The sequence below is a fragment of the Rheinheimera sp. genome (genome assembly GCF_036782235.1).
Classification (GTDB): domain Bacteria; phylum Pseudomonadota; class Gammaproteobacteria; order Enterobacterales; family Alteromonadaceae; genus Pararheinheimera.
On record NZ_DAIPZL010000008.1, the window covers coordinates 92,715 to 109,092 of the forward strand.

General features: G+C 50.4%; 13 protein-coding genes. 9 read left to right on the forward strand and 4 right to left on the reverse strand.

Going from position 1 to position 16,378, the window contains the following annotated elements:
• The first annotated feature begins 42 nt into the window (after positions 1 to 42).
• From nrdG to V7P87_RS10665, 3 genes are all read left to right on the forward strand, one after another.
• Positions 43 to 642 carry an anaerobic ribonucleoside-triphosphate reductase activating protein gene (gene nrdG / locus V7P87_RS10655; protein WP_333797420.1) on the forward strand — a complete coding sequence of 200 codons (600 nt, stop codon included), beginning with the start codon at positions 43 to 45 and terminating at the stop codon, positions 640 to 642.
• Positions 630 to 2,504, forward strand: a complete 1,875-nt coding sequence (gene nrdD / locus V7P87_RS10660) for an anaerobic ribonucleoside-triphosphate reductase (protein WP_333797421.1) — start codon at positions 630 to 632, stop codon at positions 2,502 to 2,504. Before nrdG ends, nrdD begins: the two co-directional genes overlap by 13 nt.
• A 187-nt stretch (positions 2,505 to 2,691) precedes the next feature.
• Positions 2,692 to 3,096: a ribonucleotide reductase subunit alpha gene (locus V7P87_RS10665; RefSeq protein WP_333797422.1), complete on the forward strand. Its 405-nt coding sequence runs from the start codon at positions 2,692 to 2,694 to the stop codon at positions 3,094 to 3,096.
• Positions 3,097 to 3,209: 113 nt separating this feature from the next.
• Here the strand turns inward: V7P87_RS10665 and ubiT are convergent, their stop codons facing one another.
• On the reverse strand, positions 3,210 to 3,773 hold the full coding sequence (gene ubiT / locus V7P87_RS10670; RefSeq protein ID WP_333797423.1) for a ubiquinone anaerobic biosynthesis accessory factor UbiT: 564 nt from the start codon (positions 3,771 to 3,773) through the stop codon (positions 3,210 to 3,212).
• Between the two features lie 131 nt (positions 3,774 to 3,904).
• Between ubiT and ubiU the strand changes: the two genes are divergently transcribed.
• From ubiU to V7P87_RS10695, 5 genes are all read left to right on the forward strand, one after another.
• Positions 3,905 to 4,900, forward strand: a complete 996-nt coding sequence (gene ubiU / locus V7P87_RS10675; RefSeq protein ID WP_333797424.1) for a ubiquinone anaerobic biosynthesis protein UbiU — start codon at positions 3,905 to 3,907, stop codon at positions 4,898 to 4,900.
• Positions 4,901 to 4,903: 3 nt separating this feature from the next.
• Positions 4,904 to 5,875: a U32 family peptidase gene (locus tag V7P87_RS10680; protein WP_442967958.1), complete on the forward strand. Its 972-nt coding sequence runs from the start codon at positions 4,904 to 4,906 to the stop codon at positions 5,873 to 5,875.
• 12 nt (positions 5,876 to 5,887) lie between these two features.
• Positions 5,888 to 6,421 carry a molybdopterin adenylyltransferase gene (mog, locus tag V7P87_RS10685; RefSeq protein ID WP_333797425.1) on the forward strand — a complete coding sequence of 178 codons (534 nt, stop codon included), beginning with the start codon at positions 5,888 to 5,890 and terminating at the stop codon, positions 6,419 to 6,421.
• A gap of 545 nt (positions 6,422 to 6,966) precedes the next feature.
• Positions 6,967 to 7,365 carry a hypothetical protein gene (locus V7P87_RS10690; RefSeq protein WP_333797426.1) on the forward strand — a complete coding sequence of 133 codons (399 nt, stop codon included), beginning with the start codon at positions 6,967 to 6,969 and terminating at the stop codon, positions 7,363 to 7,365.
• 112 nt (positions 7,366 to 7,477) lie between these two features.
• Positions 7,478 to 8,614, forward strand: a complete 1,137-nt coding sequence (locus tag V7P87_RS10695) for a Kelch repeat-containing protein (protein ID WP_333797427.1) — start codon at positions 7,478 to 7,480, stop codon at positions 8,612 to 8,614.
• 68 nt (positions 8,615 to 8,682) lie between these two features.
• On the opposite strand, the gene ygjK is transcribed toward V7P87_RS10695, so the two are convergent.
• From ygjK to V7P87_RS10710, 3 genes are all read right to left on the reverse strand, one after another.
• On the reverse strand, positions 8,683 to 11,076 hold the full coding sequence (gene ygjK / locus V7P87_RS10700; protein ID WP_333797428.1) for an alpha-glucosidase: 2,394 nt from the start codon (positions 11,074 to 11,076) through the stop codon (positions 8,683 to 8,685).
• A gap of 180 nt (positions 11,077 to 11,256) precedes the next feature.
• Entirely contained in the window at positions 11,257 to 13,068 is a 1,812-nt protein-coding gene (locus V7P87_RS10705; protein ID WP_333797429.1) for a protein kinase domain-containing protein, read from the reverse strand.
• Between the two features lie 128 nt (positions 13,069 to 13,196).
• Positions 13,197 to 14,693, reverse strand: coding sequence for a NarK family nitrate/nitrite MFS transporter (locus tag V7P87_RS10710; RefSeq protein ID WP_333797430.1), 1,497 nt, complete (start codon positions 14,691 to 14,693; stop codon positions 13,197 to 13,199).
• A gap of 312 nt (positions 14,694 to 15,005) precedes the next feature.
• Between V7P87_RS10710 and V7P87_RS10715 the strand changes: the two genes are divergently transcribed.
• A complete protein-coding gene (locus V7P87_RS10715) occupies positions 15,006 to 16,355 on the forward strand; it encodes an MFS transporter (protein WP_333797431.1) in 1,350 nt (449 codons plus the stop codon).
• Positions 16,356 to 16,378 lie beyond the last annotated feature (23 nt).

The window sequence follows — 16,378 nt, forward strand, 5'->3', positions numbered from 1 at the left end:
ATCTAGTGCCAATAACACACAACAAACACAAGATACAGGATGATGCCGGACTTATATTATTACGCAGAGCAAGTGGTATGGCAGGAAGTACCGGGTGAAACCAGCCTGGCTTTTACCATCAGTGGCTGCCCTCTGGGCTGCAAAGGTTGCCATAGTGCACAAAGCTGGCCAGCCAAGGCTGGTATGCCACTCACGCCTATATTGCTGCAGCAAAAGCTGAACCAATACCGGGGTCTTATCAGCTGTGTTTTGTTTTTAGGTGGTGAGTGGCAAGCCGGGCTTTTGCAACAACTGCTGCTGCTTTGCAAAAAGCAGGGCTTAAAAACCTGTTTATACACCGGGCTGGACAGCCCGCCCCCTGGCCTGCTGCCGCTCTTGGATTACATCAAAACCGGCCGCTGGCAGGCTGAACTGGGTCCTTTGGGCGCGCCTGGCAGCAATCAGCGTTTTTACGATTTAAACCTGCTGCAGGAACAAAGCTGGAAGTTCCGGCCAGCAGATACAGGCAAAAGCCACAAGGCTATGCCGGTAAAGAGTGCAGCACCGGCAGACAAAATACCAATACAGATCCTAACAACAGACCAAACCGCAGCAGTAACCCAAAAAACAACACAACAAGGACTTTTACCATGCAACGACTGATGAGCCACCAGGTACAACAAAAACTCGATTTTATTCAGCACTACCTGCACGCCACCAATGCCGCCGACGGCTCTAAAATGGACGCCAACGCCAATGTGACACAAAAAAACATTGCCACTTTAGAAGCTGAACTGATGAAAGATTATTTTATTCAGGTGAACCGGGCTCAGGTCAGTCAGAAAATTGCACAGCTGTTTGGCACTGAATTGGCTGCGGAATATGTGCGGCAAATTGAAGCCCACGAAATTTATGTACACGACGAAACCAGCTTAAAACCTTATTGTGTGTCGGTCACCATGTACCCCTTTTTACGCGACGGCCTGACGAAGCTGGGTGGTGAATCCAAAGCGCCACAACATTTAGAGTCTTTTTGTGGTTGTTTTGTCAATTTTGTGTTTGCCGTCAGCAGCCAGTTTGCCGGCGCTGTCGCCACCGTCGAGTTTTTAACTTATTTTGATTATTTTGCCCGCAAAGATTACGGCGACAACTACCTGACCACCCACAAAAAACAAATTGAAAACCACCTGCAGCATGTGGTGTATGCACTGAATCAACCAGCGGCCGCCCGTGGATATCAAAGTGTGTTCTGGAATATCTCGGTGTATGACCAGTTTTATTTTGATTCTATGTTTGGCAATTTTGTGTTCCCGGATTTTGTCAAACCAAAGTGGCAGTCGGTCTGCGCTTTACAGGACTTTTTCTTAAGCTGGTTTAATCAGGAAAGGGAAAAAACCATTTTAACTTTCCCTGTGGTGACAGTGGCCATGCTGACGGAAAAAACGCAAAACCCGGCGCAAAGTTATTGTAAAGACAAAGAATTTGCCGAAAAAATGGCACAGCAACTTGCTGATGGCAGTTCATTTTTTGTGTATTTGTCCGACAGTGCCGACTCACTGGCCTCCTGCTGCCGTTTACGCAGTGAAATCAGCGACAACACTTTTTCTTATTCACTGGGGGCTGGGGGCGTCGCCACCGGCTCTATTAATGTGATTACCATCAATATGAACCGGCTGGTACAGGATGGCCGTGATTTAGCAGCTGAAGTTGAAAAAATTCAGCAATATCAGGTGGCATATCGCAAATTAATGGAAGAGTATCAGGCCGCTGGTTTATTAACAGTGTACGACGCCGGTTTTATCAGCCTGGACAAACAGTTTTTAACCATTGGTATTAACGGCATGGTGGAAGCAGCCGAATCTCAGGGTCTGACCGCCAGCAACAACCCGGCTTATATTGCTTTTGTGCAGCAAAAACTAAAAACCATTTTTGATGCCAACAAAGCAGCCAAAGCCAAATACGGTTATCTGTTTAATACCGAATTTGTGCCGGCTGAAAACCTGGGTATTAAAAACGCCAAGTGGGACAAAGCCGACGGGTATTTTGTGCCAAGAGACTGTTATAACTCGTATTTTTACGTGGTAGAGGATGACAGCTGCAACGCTTTGGATAAGTTCCAGCTGCATGGCCGGGCCCTCTTGGATTACCTGGACGGTGGTTCAGCTTTGCATTTAAACCTGGAAGAAAAACTCAGCCAGGATGCATATCTAAAACTTTTAAATATTGCCGCCAGCACCGGCTGTAATTATTTTTGTGTCAACGTCAAAATCACCATTTGTAACAGCTGCGAAGCCATCGACAAACGCACCTTAACAGCCTGCTCTTGTTGTGGCAGCACAAATATTGACTACGGCACCCGCGTTATTGGCTATTTAAAACGGGTATCGGCTTTTAGCAAAGGCCGCCGCCAGGAGCACGAGCTGCGCCATTATCATCAAAGCCCGGCCAGGTTGCAGTTCCAGGCAACAACACTAAGCCCACAACACCCAAAACCACAAAAACAAGCGCAAACCACCACGGCTTAAGTGCCACACCTTTATCATCCAGGCTACCCATAAAGGGGGAGTGAAACTCCCCCTTCTGTGCAAACAGCGCAAAGCCCGCTGTTGTTACACTGACGCCAACCTGCGTTGGGTCTGTTTTGGCGAACCACCACTCAGACTCAGCAGCATCGTTTTGTTCACGCCTGTAGCAACAGGCCGGGAGTTTCAGATGAATATTGAAAGTTATCAGGATTTAATTAGCGCCGCTAAACAACAAAACGAGCCCCAACGGCTGCTGTTTGTATTTGCCAAAGCCGAACTGCCCAATGGTTACACCCAAAACCAGCATGACAGTTATCAGCAAGGCCATGGTGGTGCCTTAAGCCCGGTGCTTTGTGTCGATAAACTGCCGGACGAAATTGCGGAATTTGCCACTTTAGCGGCAGAATCGGCCCATACCGGCATTGAGTGGGATATTGCTTTTGTATCAGCGCTGGGCGGCCGTGGTGGTTTTGCCCCGAACAGCGACGAAGCCGAACAACCGTTAAAAATGATGCTGGCCAAAATTCAGTCCGGCATTATTGCCGACTTCCTGACTTTTAACCGTCAGGGTGAACTGGTGGCGCTCTATTAAGCTTCATTGTTATTGTTTTATTCGCAACACAATAAGCACCAACACACGAAAACGGCGCCAGAAGGCGCCGTTTTCGTTTTGAGGCAAAACTGCTGCACTGCACGCTGGCTCAGCTACAAAGGGCGAGCTAAACCGCTATTCACTTGCTGTGGCTGTGGCTGTGGCTGCGGTTCTGGCCTGAGCTGTAACGCCAGATACTGCTGCAATTGCCAGACTGTGGCTGGCAGCAGGCTTTGGCTGTCAAAACTGTCCAGATAGTTTTTTAAATAAAGGCCAAGCTCGGTGTCGCCCAGCATGCTTAAACGGCGCTGGAAAAACAGCGTGTCGGGGTCTGCCTGGCTGCTGCATAACAGGAAAAAATCCACACTGCTGGCTTTGACTGTTAAATCCGCCTGTTGTTGATGTGCTGTGCTCTCTGTAGTTAAGGCGCTCACTTTTAGCTGTTGTGACTGCAACTCAACCACAAAACAAAACGCAAAATCTGTGACCTCTATCCGCACTTTTTTGCCGGTTAAAAAGTCCAGAGCACCAAGGGCGCAGTCGTTGGCAAAGAGCTTATTTAACACTGTGCTGATCAGGGCAATTTTTATCTGCTGTGGCAGCAGCTGGTTCAGCTTTTGCCCGGCTTTGGGCAAGGCTTTTATCACTTTGGGAGTAATCATTTTGAGTTGACACATTGGGAACATCTCCTGGGCTCAACACTTTATACTGCTTCTGATGCTGATAAAGCTGTGCGCCGGCTGAAACTGATAAAACATGGTGACACAGCCAACGCCAAGCGCCCATTGCGCCAAAGAGGTAGAAAGGGATGGAATTATTGTGCCCTGCCGGCAGTGTGGCGGCGCTTAAAGCCGCCATCGAAAACGGTGCTGACGCCGTTTATGTTGGCCTGAAAAACGACACCAATGCCCGCAATTTTGCCGGTTTAAATCTTGACGATTTAAAGCTGGCCGAAGCCTGTGCTTATGTGCACAAAGCCGGTAAAAAACTGCATGTGGCTATTAATACTTTTGCCCATCCGGGTAGCTGGCCACGCTGGCAGCAAGCGGTGGATCAGGCGGTAGCGGCCGGTGCCGACGCGCTGATTATTGCTGATATGGCGGTGCTGGCTTATGCCGCTGAGCAGTACCCACACATTGAACGGCATTTGTCGGTGCAGGCGTCGGCCACCAATCTGGCGGCCATTGAATTTTACCGCCAGTTTGGTATCAGCCGGGTGGTGTTGCCCAGGGTGTTGTCTATTCAGCAGGTGCGGGCTATCGCCCGCAGCAGCGACATTGAACTTGAAGTTTTTGCCTTTGGCAGCCTCTGTATTATGGCCGAAGGCCGTTGTTATTTAAGCTCTTATTTAACAGGTCAGTCGCCTAATACCGCCGGTGCCTGCTCGCCTGCCGCTTTTGTACGTTGGCAGGAAAACAATAACGGCAGTCTGGAATCGCGTTTAAATGGGGTGTTGATCGACAAATTTGCACCAGGCGAAACGGCCGGTTACCCCACTTTATGCAAAGGCCGCTTTAACGTGGACGGCGAGCTTTACCATACGCTGGAAGAGCCCACCAGCCTTAATACCCTGGCACTGCTGCCGGAATTAAAGCGCGAAGGTATAGCGTCGCTGAAAATTGAAGGCCGCCAGCGCAGCCCGGCTTATGTAGCCAGCCTGACCCGGGTGTGGCGGCAGGCTATCGACACTTTAAAAGCCAATCCCGATGCTTTTAGCGTGCAGGCGCAGTGGGATCAGGTGCTGGCGTCACTCTCTGAAGGCAGCCAAACCACTTTGGGTGCTTATCATCGCAGCTGGAAATAACTTATGTCTCTTTTTACACAGTCAGCAAAACCGGCCAACTCAGCAGCAACAACAGCAAATTCAACAGCAGCGCCGCTGAAACTGGCGTTGGGGCCGGTGCAATATTATTGGCCCAAAACACAGATGCTGGATTTTTATCAGCAAGCGGCCTCGTCACAAGCGCAGGTGGTGTATTTAGGCGAAACCGTCTGCAGTAAAAGGCGCGAGCTGAAATTCAGCGATTATCTGGCCATTGCCCAAATGCTGCGCGAAGCCGGCAAAGAAGTGGTGTTATCTACCCTGACCATGCTGGAATCCCCTTCTGAGCTTAAAGAGCTGCGCCGTTATTGCGACAATGGCGAGTTCTGGATTGAAGCCAATGATGTGGGCGCTATTCAGCTGCTGCAGGAGCAGCAGCTGCCTTTTGTCGCTGGCGCCGCCATCAGTGTTTATAACCACAAGGCGCTGCGCCAGTTATTACAACTGGGTATGAAACGCTGGGTGATGCCGGTGGAGCTGTCGCGCGACTGGTTACAGGACATCTTGCACCAACCTTTGATTGCCGACGTGCGCGACTGTTTTGAAGTGGAAGTTTTTGGCTTTGGCCATATGCCGCTGGCCTGGTCGGGCCGTTGTTTTACCGCCCGCTCGGAAAACCGCGCTAAAGATCAATGTGAACTTTGTTGTATCAACTACCCCAAAGGCCGCATTGCCCATTCACAGGAAGGTGAAGCGGTGTTTTTACTTAATGGCATTCAAACCCAGTCGGGCGACAGATACAACCTGCTGAACGATTTGCCTTCAATGCGCGGCCTGGCCGATGTGGTCAGGTTAAGCCCGGAACCAGAACAAAGCTTTGATTGGCTTGATAAATTTCAGCAAAAGCTGTCTGGTGCTGTCGCAGGCCATCAGCCTTTGCCGGCCGGCGACTGCAACGGCTATTGGCATCAGCTGGCGGGTTTACAGCAGGCTCATTTAAAACAGGCAGACGACTAAAAGGATAGAATAATGCAGCAAGCCAAAATTGGCATTCTGACCGTCAGCGACCGCGCCTCTGCCGGTATTTACGACGACATTTCCGGCAAAGCCATTATCGACACGCTGGATCAGTATTTAATAAGCCCATGGCAGGCCGAATACAAAGTGATCCCAGACGAACAGCCGCTGATTGAACAAACCTTGTGCCACATGGTGGACGAGCTGGGCTGCTGCCTGGTGGTAACCACAGGCGGCACAGGCCCTGCCAAAAGGGATGTAACCCCGGAAGCAACAGAGGCAGTGTGCGACAGAATGATGCCGGGTTTTGGCGAGCTGATGCGCGCTGAATCGCTAAAATTTGTGCCCACCGCTATTTTGTCGCGTCAAACCGCCGGCCTTAGAGGCAGTAGTTTAATTATTAATTTACCGGGCAAACCCAGCGCTATCCGCCAGTGCCTGGACGCGGTATTTCCGGCCGTGCCTTATTGCATCGACCTGATGGAAGGGCCTTATCTGCAATGTAATGAAGACGTTATCAAAGTATTCCGGCCGAAAAAGGTGTAAGTTTTATTGTTTTGCAGCTTAGGCTGTGGCTTGTTGCCCGGCCTTTTTGTTGAGGGCTATTCGCCCAGGATAAAATAATCACTGACTGCACTTATTATTGATTTGATGCCCGGCGCCAAGGTGCTTATGCCGGCTTTCGCCGCGGCAGCCCGGCCTCTTTTGCGGGCATCCAAAATCTACATTATGTTGTCGCCAATGCCACTATGCGGGTTTTACCCATACTTCAGCCTCACATCAACTGACTTTCTTATCACGACTTGTCGCGAATTATATTTCTATGTAGTTTGGACGTATGTCTCAGAAAAAACCGGAAAACTCATGACTTCAGACGTGGATTTCCTGTGGCTTGAATTTCGATGCATGAGGGAAAGTGCCAGTGCATGGCTGATTGAAAAGTTCAGACATTAAAATCCCTGAGAAAGTGCTCCGCAAAACGCTTAGCCTGAACCTCTGTGTTCTGGGCATATATTCGAATTGAACAAAGGTAACAAAAGCCTGATCAATGCCTCACCATACTGGTTGATACAGATAAAAAGGATAAAACAATGGCCCCACAGGGAAACACAAATATACATACAGTTTCGAACGACACTATTGCCTTTCTTTCGTTCGATTTTCTCAAACAGCTGGCTACCCTTGCTCTTGCCACCGCTGGCGGAAGTATTACCTTGCTGCAAACGGTGCTTGCCGGAAGTTCTAGTCGGCCTTTGATGATCCTTGCAAGTGGCTTACTCGTGTTGTCAGCGCTATTTTCGCTGCAAGCGCAACAGATCCTCGTTGAAAGGTTACGCTCTACACCGGCAAACGACGAGGATACGACTGGCGGGCGTTTCAAGTTGCCGCGCACAGCCAAAGTAGAAAGCCGGATCACCATTGTTGCATTTGCTATGTTCGGAGCAGGGTTAGGTCTGGCTATATCAGCAATGGCGGGCGTCTGGTCGTGAGCACTCAGACTATTCATTTAGGTTTATGATGGGTAAATCGCAGGCTGATTCCACGGTGCTGTTTCATCCGCTTGTACATCATTAGGCTGCAATCCATGGCAAGGAAACGTTGATGAGACTTCACCTGATTTTTGTTGCCGGTCTGTGTTGTTTTATCCCTGGCTTGGCCTTTGCTGCGCCGAAGCCCTTAACAAAACCAGACTGGATAGTGCAACCTGCCTCTAACCTGTCAATTCCAAGGGCGGCGCATCAGGCGACCGTCATTTCCCCAAGCCAGGTGCTGGTGACGGGCGGCTGCAGTGGTGGCGGTTGCAGTCCGGTTGAACGTTCAGCCGAATTATTTCACACCACAACCGGACGCTTTGAAATTACACCACCGATGCGTGAACCCCGTGTTGCCCACATTGCAGTCTTATTACAGGACGGCCGGGTTTTGGTCGCTGGCGGCTGGACTGGCACCGAAACAACTGCATCGGCCGAATTTTTTGACACCGGCACACGCACTTTTACACCGGCCGCAGCGATGCTATCAGCGAGAATGGACGCAACAGCGACTCCACTGACCGACGGGGCAATCCTGGTTGCAGGCGGTGCCAGCGCCGTGAATAGTGCGCTTGCCAAAGCCGAGGTGTTTAACCTAATCAAAGGCCACTTTGTTGCAACTGGGCCTATGCACCAAGCAAGAGCCCACCACGCCGCAGTCCGTTTGTCGGATGGTCGTGTATTGGTGATGGGTGGTTTGCACAAACGCCAATCAGCAACCGCAACGGCAGAACTTTACAACCCGGCCAGCAACACATTTTCGAAAACTGGCCCTATGCGACATGCAAGATGCAAACATGGCGCTGTCCTGCTCCAAGATGGACGTGTGATGGTGATTGGCGGCTCCCGCAACTGCGAAGAGCAACACCGGATTGCCCAAACGGAGATTTACGATCCTCACACCGGCCGCTTTAGCGAGGGCCCAGCGCTGTTAAACCCCAGGTACAAGATAGTGACCGCCACCACAGTAATGCCCAGCGGCGATGTTGTTGTGGTTGGTGACGCAAACGATGTTGAGATCTGGACACCTGGCACAGCAGCTTTTGTCAAAGCCGGCGGCAGTATTGGCAACCGCCTGGCTTTTAGTACTGCAACCCCTTTAGCCGGGGGCAAAGTCCTGGTTCTGGGAGGCTATGATAACAATATCCGCCCAACAGCCCAGAGCTGGCTGATTTATCAGAGCAGCCAGACAGGCACTTCAGATTAACGGCAACACCTTTGACGACACTGTCACTAAAGCCAGAGCCCTTGTTGCTTGTAGTGAAGGACTCTGCATCAGGGACTTGTTGATGACAGCTTGTTGCTTTTGGCAGAGTAAGCGTCAGATTCGCGGTACCACAAATACAGATGAGCGGCGCTCCAGCTGAAGTTGGTCGCGCCCTGCATCTGACCTGTCAGCGGATGATAGTTTTCCCTGATTGGGCCAGCGCCGGGTAAACCTTCTGCCTTGTTAAGCAAAGCTGTAGTTAAGGTTCTGGCATCGGCATAAAAGCCATAACGCGCCAATGCCGACACACCAAAATACCATTGATCCAACCAGACCCTGCCCCGCCAGTAGCTGTGCGGATCAAAGGCCGGTGCTGAACGGGCGGCGGTTCCGAGTGGAACCGGGGTATGAAATGCGGCCGGATCCATCATATGCGCCCGCACCGTCTTTGCTTGTGCCTGGCTGGCTATTCCTGTCCACAGCGGACTCCAGCCCTCAGGCCCCATCCCCCGGTTTCTCAGTAACTGACCAGTGCCTAATTGCCGATCATAATAAAAGCCGGTTTGCGGATCGTAAAACGCCTTGTTGATGCGCGCTGCCAGTCTGTCAGCTTCCTGCTGCCAAGCTATGGCAGACGCGGAATCGCCCAAAAGCTGCGCCATTTGTCCCAACAGAGATTTCTCCAGCGCCAGGTAAGCATTCAGTTCCACCGACTCCTGATCAATGGAATAACCAACCAGCTTACCCTGACGGAAGTTTTCCACAAATCCGGGTAACCAATCGCGACGGGCCTGAGTCAGATCACCGGCATGGTATTTATTGGCATAAGCGGCAAGCTGAGCTTCGTCAATAAAGCCAAAACGCCCGGCATTGTCCATACCGGATTCCCAACCCGCCGCATGTTGGGCAGGGCTTTCCAGAGCCAGATAGTCCTGACTTTGTGCCAGAGCACGATAAGACGCCAGACCGGCACACTGCCACCAACCATCAGACTTTGCCTCACATCCTTCTGGCACTGTGTCCTTAGCTTTTAAATAAAACAGCATTTCTCCTTTGGCGTTCTGGTGTGCCGGGTGCAGGGCTGCACCATATTCAGCAAAACCATTCCCGTCGTGATCACGATTGCGATACCACCATTGATGATATGCCACCAGCTTTGGATACATTTCCCGGATAAAAGCCAGATCCTGCTTCAGATACCAAACAGCCCAGGCCGCCAGGGGCGGTTTGCTGTTGCGTTCGTTCCAGCCTTCGCCTGAACCCTGGCGCAGGCTGTCTTTATTGTAAAACACAGTGTCGATAATCATGCCGCTGTCCTGCGGACGGAGTGGATCATCTGCTGTGATTTGGTGGTCGAATAATGCGCGGATCTGGTTTTTTGCCAGTTCAGGCGCAAAATAGCTTAAGGCAGCTGCATGTTTCCAACTGTCCCATGCCCAGGCGCCATCAAAAGAACGTGCTGTCATTGAAGGGGTAACAACATCATGCAATATAGCGCCGGCAGGGCTGCGCCAGTTCATCAGCAAGGTTTCAATACTTTTTTGCGCCAGTGTTTTGGGCACCCAGGAAGCTTCCAGCGGCAACCCCTTTGTCAGGTAAGAGCGCCAGCGCTCACCACTTTGCTGCCAGAGTGCTTTAAGTTCAGTGGTTGATAAGGGGGCAGCAGACTGAAGCTGGGATTTCTCCGACTTTGCCAGATAATAACTCTGGCGAGTCCAGATCCGACGTGATTCTCCGGCATTTAAGTGCAACTCTGCCCGGCTGCGATACCCCTCGGCATTGACCCTGGTGTCAGCAGCAATACTGCGGCTGATCTCAAACTCAGCCCCAGAGCTGAAATATGCAGTAAAAGACTGGTGTAATTTGGGGAAACGCAGCTTGACCCCCTGTTCACTTTGGATCCAGAGCGGTGACCAATCGAGACGGCTGTCAGCATTGAGCTTATGCAAAATGTTGCCTTGCCATTCAACGGTGATTGGCAAGGATTTGCGGCTGTTATTTACAATATCAGTGCGGATCAACGCACTTCGTTGGTCAATAAAACGCAAGCGCAAATCCAGACTCAGTTGCGGCCATGTGTAACTCAGCTGCAGTTCACCGGCACAGGCCCTGGCCAGCGTTCGGGCTTTGGCATAATCCAGAGCTTGGCCGGCAATAGCTGGCTGCAACTGCTCCAGCATAGGTGCCAGATAGAGACTATATTCCTGCGCCACAATCAAAGGGCCAGTAAATCCGCCTTTAGACACCTCAGGCAATAAATAAGCGTGCCAGGCCCCTGCATCCGCAAAAGGGTTAAAGCTCTGGTTGCCATAGTCGTCAAATTGCTGCATCAGTCGGGGTTCGCCGTGGCGATCCAATAAAGCAGGGGTACATTCACCTGCAACTCCCGCCAGAGGCCACAATAATGCCAGCATCATTGGGGTAAAAAGGTGGCGAAACAAGCTTGTTGGATGGTCTGGCATCATCACTTCCGATTGCGTTTAAATTGTATACAAACTGCAATCTACAAAGCAACTTGTCAATGGAAACAACAGAATTCGCGACAGTTATGCCAGAAAACAGGAAAAACTCTTTGAAAAGCCAGGCGCAAATCACCACTGTGCCTGAGCGGAAAAACCACATCAGCCGCAGTACAAGCAGCTCTATCCCTTCTTGATTAAAAACAACCAAATCACCAGCAATAAAGTGGCAAACCAGAAGCCGGACATCAGTTGCCAGAATAACAGCCGGTTGGTTTTGTGTTTGGCTACGACTTGTTGTTGTAAAAACAAGGGGTTGGGGTTTTGTAAGTCTTTCATCAGCAAGCTGACTGAGCTGTAACGCTGGCTTAAATCCAGACTGACACCCAGCTCCAGTGCGCGGTCGAACCAGGGCGGAATAATAGGGTTGTGTTGATAACTGTGCTGATAACGCAGTTTTTGGTAGTCGCGCATAGTCTGGCAGTCTTCGACTTTAGCGCCGTATGGCAGCTGGCCGGTAAAAAGTTCGTAGCAAATGGTAGCCAGCGCATACACATCCCCCTGCACGCCCGAGTTATGACCCAGCAAATAATGCGGGTCGGAATAACTGGCGGTGCCAAGGGCAATGTCTTGTTGCAGCGGCGAAAACATTTCGGCAAGGCCGGCCACATAAACAGAACCAAAATCCACCAGCACTAAAGTGCCGTCAGGGCGTCGCATAATATTGCCGGGTTTTAAATCCTGATGCACAGCGCCGAGCTTATGAAAAGCCTGTAAGCCCGCGGCTATTTGTTTTACCAGCGCTATGGCTTTGGCTGGTTTGAGCGGTTTATCCACTTTGGCAAACCACTGCTCCAGGCTTTCACCTTCTACATAAGCCAATAAATAATATAAAAAAGTACGGGGGCGCTGCTGACGGTGTACCTGCACCACATTGGGGTGGGCAATGCGAAGCCCTATCCATTCTTCGCGGATAAAACGCTCGATATAACAGTGATCGTCGGCAAAATTCACTGAGGGTGTTTTTAATACCCAGCGTTTATCTGTGGCCAAATCCCGCACCAGATATAAATGACTGCGGCTACTGGCAAAAATCTCTTTTTCCACCTGATAACCGTCCACTTTCATGCCGGGCACCAGCACAGGTAAAAACGGCAGCCGGGTCAGTTTTTCGTTGTAATCTTCCAGGGTTTGGGCGCAGAGTGCCTGCACTTCGACGATAAGCGCACTGATATTGTCATCACTGCCGTTTTGAAGTGCCAGCTGGCATAACTGCTCGGCCAGTGTTGTTAAATCTTGTGATGACTGCACAGCCGCAGCGCCCGGCTCAGGATTTAACGGCTCAGGGTTTAACAGCTCAGACAGTTGGTTGTCGGAAATAAAATCTGACAGACCGTCACTGCACAACAAAAACCTGTCGCCTGGCTCCAAAGCGACATTGTCGGATTGCCACTGCACCTGCTCATCCATGCCCAAAGCCCGGCCTAAAAACTGGCGGTTTTCACTGAGTTTAGTGGTGTGATCCTGCGTTAGCTGGGCAATGACCCCTTTGCGCCACAGGTAAATACGGCTGTCGCCAATATGAAAAAAATACGCAGTATGAGATTTAATGATCAGGCCGCTAAAGGTACATAAAAAACCTTTTTCTTCAGATACATAAGCATGGCTTTGTTGATAAAGTGCGGTGTTGATACTGGCCAGTAACTGGCTGGCACTGTGGTTTACCGACCAGCTGTCGGGGGTATTGGCGTATTCGCTGGCAAAATGTTGCACCGCATAGTCGCTGGCTTGCTGCCCTGCCTCGGCTGAACTGACACCATCGGCCAGACAAAAACAGCCGCCTTTATAAGTTAATAAATGGGCATCCTTTGGCAAATGCCAGGCAATAGCATCTTCATTCTGGCTTTTATGACCGGCGCAGCTGTAACCCCCTACCGCCAGTTTAAGCTGTGATTCTGATAAGGACACTTGGTCACTACTTTGCCCTGACACCATCTTTGCCCCTTTTTGCCGGATAAATACAAGAGCTGTGATCAAAATCCGTGATCATTGATAAACAAACCAGAAAGAATAAAACTGGCTGTATTGCAACAGCCAGTTTTATCAGGTGTTTACCTTTTGCCTTAACTGACGTGAATATGATGCACGTTGCCGTCTTCATCCACTTCAGTAATATGGCCTTTGGGGTCATCCAGGAACATCACCGCCACTAACCCCACCAGCGCCGAAGCGCCAATCACATAAAAGAAGGTGCTGTAATCAACGTAACTTAATACGGTTAAGTACACCACAGCGCCCACATTGCCATAAGCACCGGCCATACCGGCAATCTGGCCTGTCATCCGGCGTTTAATTAACGGTACTATGGCAAATACCGCACCTTCGCCCCCCTGCACAAAGAAGCTACAAGCCATACTCACCAGTACCGCCAGCGGCAACCACCAGCTGCTGTCCATTAAGCCCATCAGGAAATAACCGGCCGATAAACCAGCAATTAACAACACCATACTTTTGCGGCGGCCAAACTTATCTGAGAACCAGCCACCCATAGGTCTGGAGACCAGATTCATAAAAGCAAAGCTGGACGCTAATAAACCTGCACTCACAGGGTTTAAACCTTCAAAGGTTTCCAAGAAATACAGTGGTAACATCGACACCACAGCCAACTCAGAGCCAAAGGTAGTGAAATAGGCTAAATCCAGAATAGCCACTTGTTTAAACGAATATTTTTCATGCTCTGGCACGCCTTTACGCAGGTGCTCGACGTTTACCCGCCAGACCTGATGGGTCTGGATCACAAAAAGCACCACTAAACTGGCCCAAATCAAATACATATATTGTTCAGAGAATAAATTCACCCCGGCTGGCGACATTTTCCAGGCCAGCATCGCCAGCGCCAGATGCATTGGAATATTCAGCAAAATCAGCAGCCATAAGTCGCCCCAGCTGGTGACTTCCATAGCCCCGCTTTTTTTCGGTTTAAAATACACCGAACCTTTAGGGGTGTTGCGCGCCTGGTGGTAAAACAACAATGAATACACCGCACTTAATACACCTACGCTGATCAAGGCATAACGCCAGCCATCGGCACCGCCATACATCAGCGCTATGGTGGGTAAAGTCATGGCTGCAGCGGCCGAACCAAAGTTACCCCAACCACCATAAATGCCTTCGGCTGTGCCGACCTGATGGCTTGGAAACCATTCCCCCACCAAGCGGATACCAATCACAAAACCGGCACCGACAAACCCCAGTAAAAAGCGGAATAAGGCCAGGCTTTCAAAACTTTCGGCCAGGGCAAAACCAATACAAAAAAACGACGAAATCATTAACAACAGGCTGTACATAATACGGGGGCCAAACTTGTCGACCAGAATGCCCACCACAATACGGGCCGGTATCGTCAGGGCTACGTTTAAAATCAGCAGCGCTTTGACCTGAGCGTCCGTCAGGCTAAGCGCCTGTTTAATTTCGGTAAGTAACGGCGCATGGTTAAACCACATCACAAAAGTCAGAAAAAATGCAAACCAGGTCAGATGCAAAGTTTTTATTTTTGCATCCCCAAAATTCAGCAAATTGACCTTTCCGGCTTCAGAGACGGAAGAGGACAGCTTGGACATATAAACCTCCAGTGGAACACCCAGTGATAACAAAACTGGCTGAAGCATAGAGACTCAAGGGCAAAAAAACATTGACTTTAATCAAGCAACAACAGCAACTAAACCACTGTTTTTATAAGGAATATCACCTTGTAGGTAGGGCAAAACAAGTCTGCAACTCAGCACCTGAAGCACGCCGCTACCCACTTAGTGGTAGCAGGTTTTCGCAAGGCGCTTTGGCCAAAACGAAAGGAATACTCCCGATGAAAACCCCACTCAGTTGCCCGGCGGTTTATCATCAGAAAGCTTTTAATGCCAAAGGCCACACTCTGTATGTCTGACGCCCGGATCACAAGCCCAGAAACAGCAACCTCACTGCTGATGCCGTTGCCGCAGGCACGCCGTGCTTTATGTTTTTCAATTTTTTGTTTTGCCTGGTGTTTTGCGATTTGGTGTTTATATGCAGCCCTGGGGCTGGAGCTGGCTGCACAGCTGCAATTAAGCGCGACCGACTATGGTTTGTTGTTGTCATCCCCTGTGCTGACCGGCGCTTTATTAAGATTTCCGGCCGGTATCCTGGCGGAAAAAATCAGCCCCCGCACTTTGTGGTTGTGGCTGATGTTGCTGCTGATCCCCGCTTTATTGTTATTGCCTTATGCCCAAAGCCTGTTGAGTCTGGTGTTGCTTGGATTCTGGCTGGGGCTGGCCGGTGTGGCTTTTACGTTCGGCATTGCTTATGTGTCGGCTTTTTACCCCGCTGCGCAGCAAGGCACAGTGATGGGTTTGTTTGGGGTTGGTAATGCCGGTGCAGCTTTAAGTTTATTGCTGGTGCCCCTATTAAACCAAGTTAACTGGCCACTCGGTGTAGGTGCTCTGTATGCGCTGTTAACTGCCCTGCTGGCGCTGCTGTTTGTTTTATTTGCACCCCAAATGCCGCAAGGGCATCCGCAAACGACTTTAACAAAGACGCAGCCCAATAAAACCAGACCCTTCTATCAGCGCAGCAAGCAGTTATTGACAGACGCCAGACTGTGGCGTTTTTCACTGTATTATTATTTTGTGTTTGGCAGCTTTCTGGCGTTACTGCTGTGGCTGCCACTGTATTACATGCAGGCCTATCAGCTCAGCGCCGCCGATGCCATGGCTTTTACGCTGTTTTTTGTTACGACGTCCAGCATGGTGCGTGCTTTGGGCGGCTGGCTGGCTGACCGTTATGGCGGCCGGGCAGTCAACTGGAGTGTGTTCTGGATCTGCCTGATTTGTTTATTTATTTTAAGTTACCCACCCACCAGCCTGGTGATCCACGGTATTCAAAAAGAGGTGGTGCTGGAAATTAACATCAACCTCTGGCTGTTTACTGCCTTGATTTTTGTCATCGGCATAGCCCAGGGTCTTGGCCGTGCCAGTGTATTTCGCACCATTTATGACTATTACCCCGACCAAATGGGGGCAGCCGGGGGTATGGTGGCGGCCATTGGCGCGCTGGGGGGTTGTACCCTGCCGTTGTTATTTGGGTTGTCGCAGGATTTACTCGGCATTCACACCGCCTGTTTTATGTTGCTGTACGGCGTGCTGGCCTTTTGTATGATTTTGATGTTTTTTGCCAACCAACGGGAGCAATATCAGCGCGAACTGGCCGCCGCCAGAGCCCACAATTTTTTATTAGAAGACGGCAGCGACTAAAGCCGTTTCATTTGGGAAAACAA

What these genes read in the sequence shown, in the direction of transcription:
- V7P87_RS10690 (WP_333797426.1), top strand. Translation starts at nt 6,967, where the DNA reads ATGGCCCCACAGGGAAACACAAATATACATACAGTTTCGAACGACACT.
- V7P87_RS10715 (WP_333797431.1), top strand. Translation starts at nt 15,006, where the DNA reads ATGTCTGACGCCCGGATCACAAGCCCAGAAACAGCAACCTCACTGCTG.
- ubiU (WP_333797424.1), top strand. Translation starts at nt 3,905, where the DNA reads ATGGAATTATTGTGCCCTGCCGGCAGTGTGGCGGCGCTTAAAGCCGCC.
- nrdG (WP_333797420.1), top strand. Translation starts at nt 43, where the DNA reads ATGCCGGACTTATATTATTACGCAGAGCAAGTGGTATGGCAGGAAGTA.
- V7P87_RS10705 (WP_333797429.1), bottom strand. Translation starts at nt 13,068, where the DNA reads ATGGTGTCAGGGCAAAGTAGTGACCAAGTGTCCTTATCAGAATCACAG.
- V7P87_RS10680 (WP_442967958.1), top strand. Translation starts at nt 4,904, where the DNA reads ATGTCTCTTTTTACACAGTCAGCAAAACCGGCCAACTCAGCAGCAACA.
- V7P87_RS10695 (WP_333797427.1), top strand. Translation starts at nt 7,478, where the DNA reads ATGAGACTTCACCTGATTTTTGTTGCCGGTCTGTGTTGTTTTATCCCT.
- V7P87_RS10710 (WP_333797430.1), bottom strand. Translation starts at nt 14,693, where the DNA reads ATGTCCAAGCTGTCCTCTTCCGTCTCTGAAGCCGGAAAGGTCAATTTG.
- ubiT (WP_333797423.1), bottom strand. Translation starts at nt 3,773, where the DNA reads ATGTGTCAACTCAAAATGATTACTCCCAAAGTGATAAAAGCCTTGCCC.
- ygjK (WP_333797428.1), bottom strand. Translation starts at nt 11,076, where the DNA reads ATGCCAGACCATCCAACAAGCTTGTTTCGCCACCTTTTTACCCCAATG.
- nrdD (WP_333797421.1), top strand. Translation starts at nt 630, where the DNA reads ATGCAACGACTGATGAGCCACCAGGTACAACAAAAACTCGATTTTATT.
- V7P87_RS10665 (WP_333797422.1), top strand. Translation starts at nt 2,692, where the DNA reads ATGAATATTGAAAGTTATCAGGATTTAATTAGCGCCGCTAAACAACAA.
- mog (WP_333797425.1), top strand. Translation starts at nt 5,888, where the DNA reads ATGCAGCAAGCCAAAATTGGCATTCTGACCGTCAGCGACCGCGCCTCT.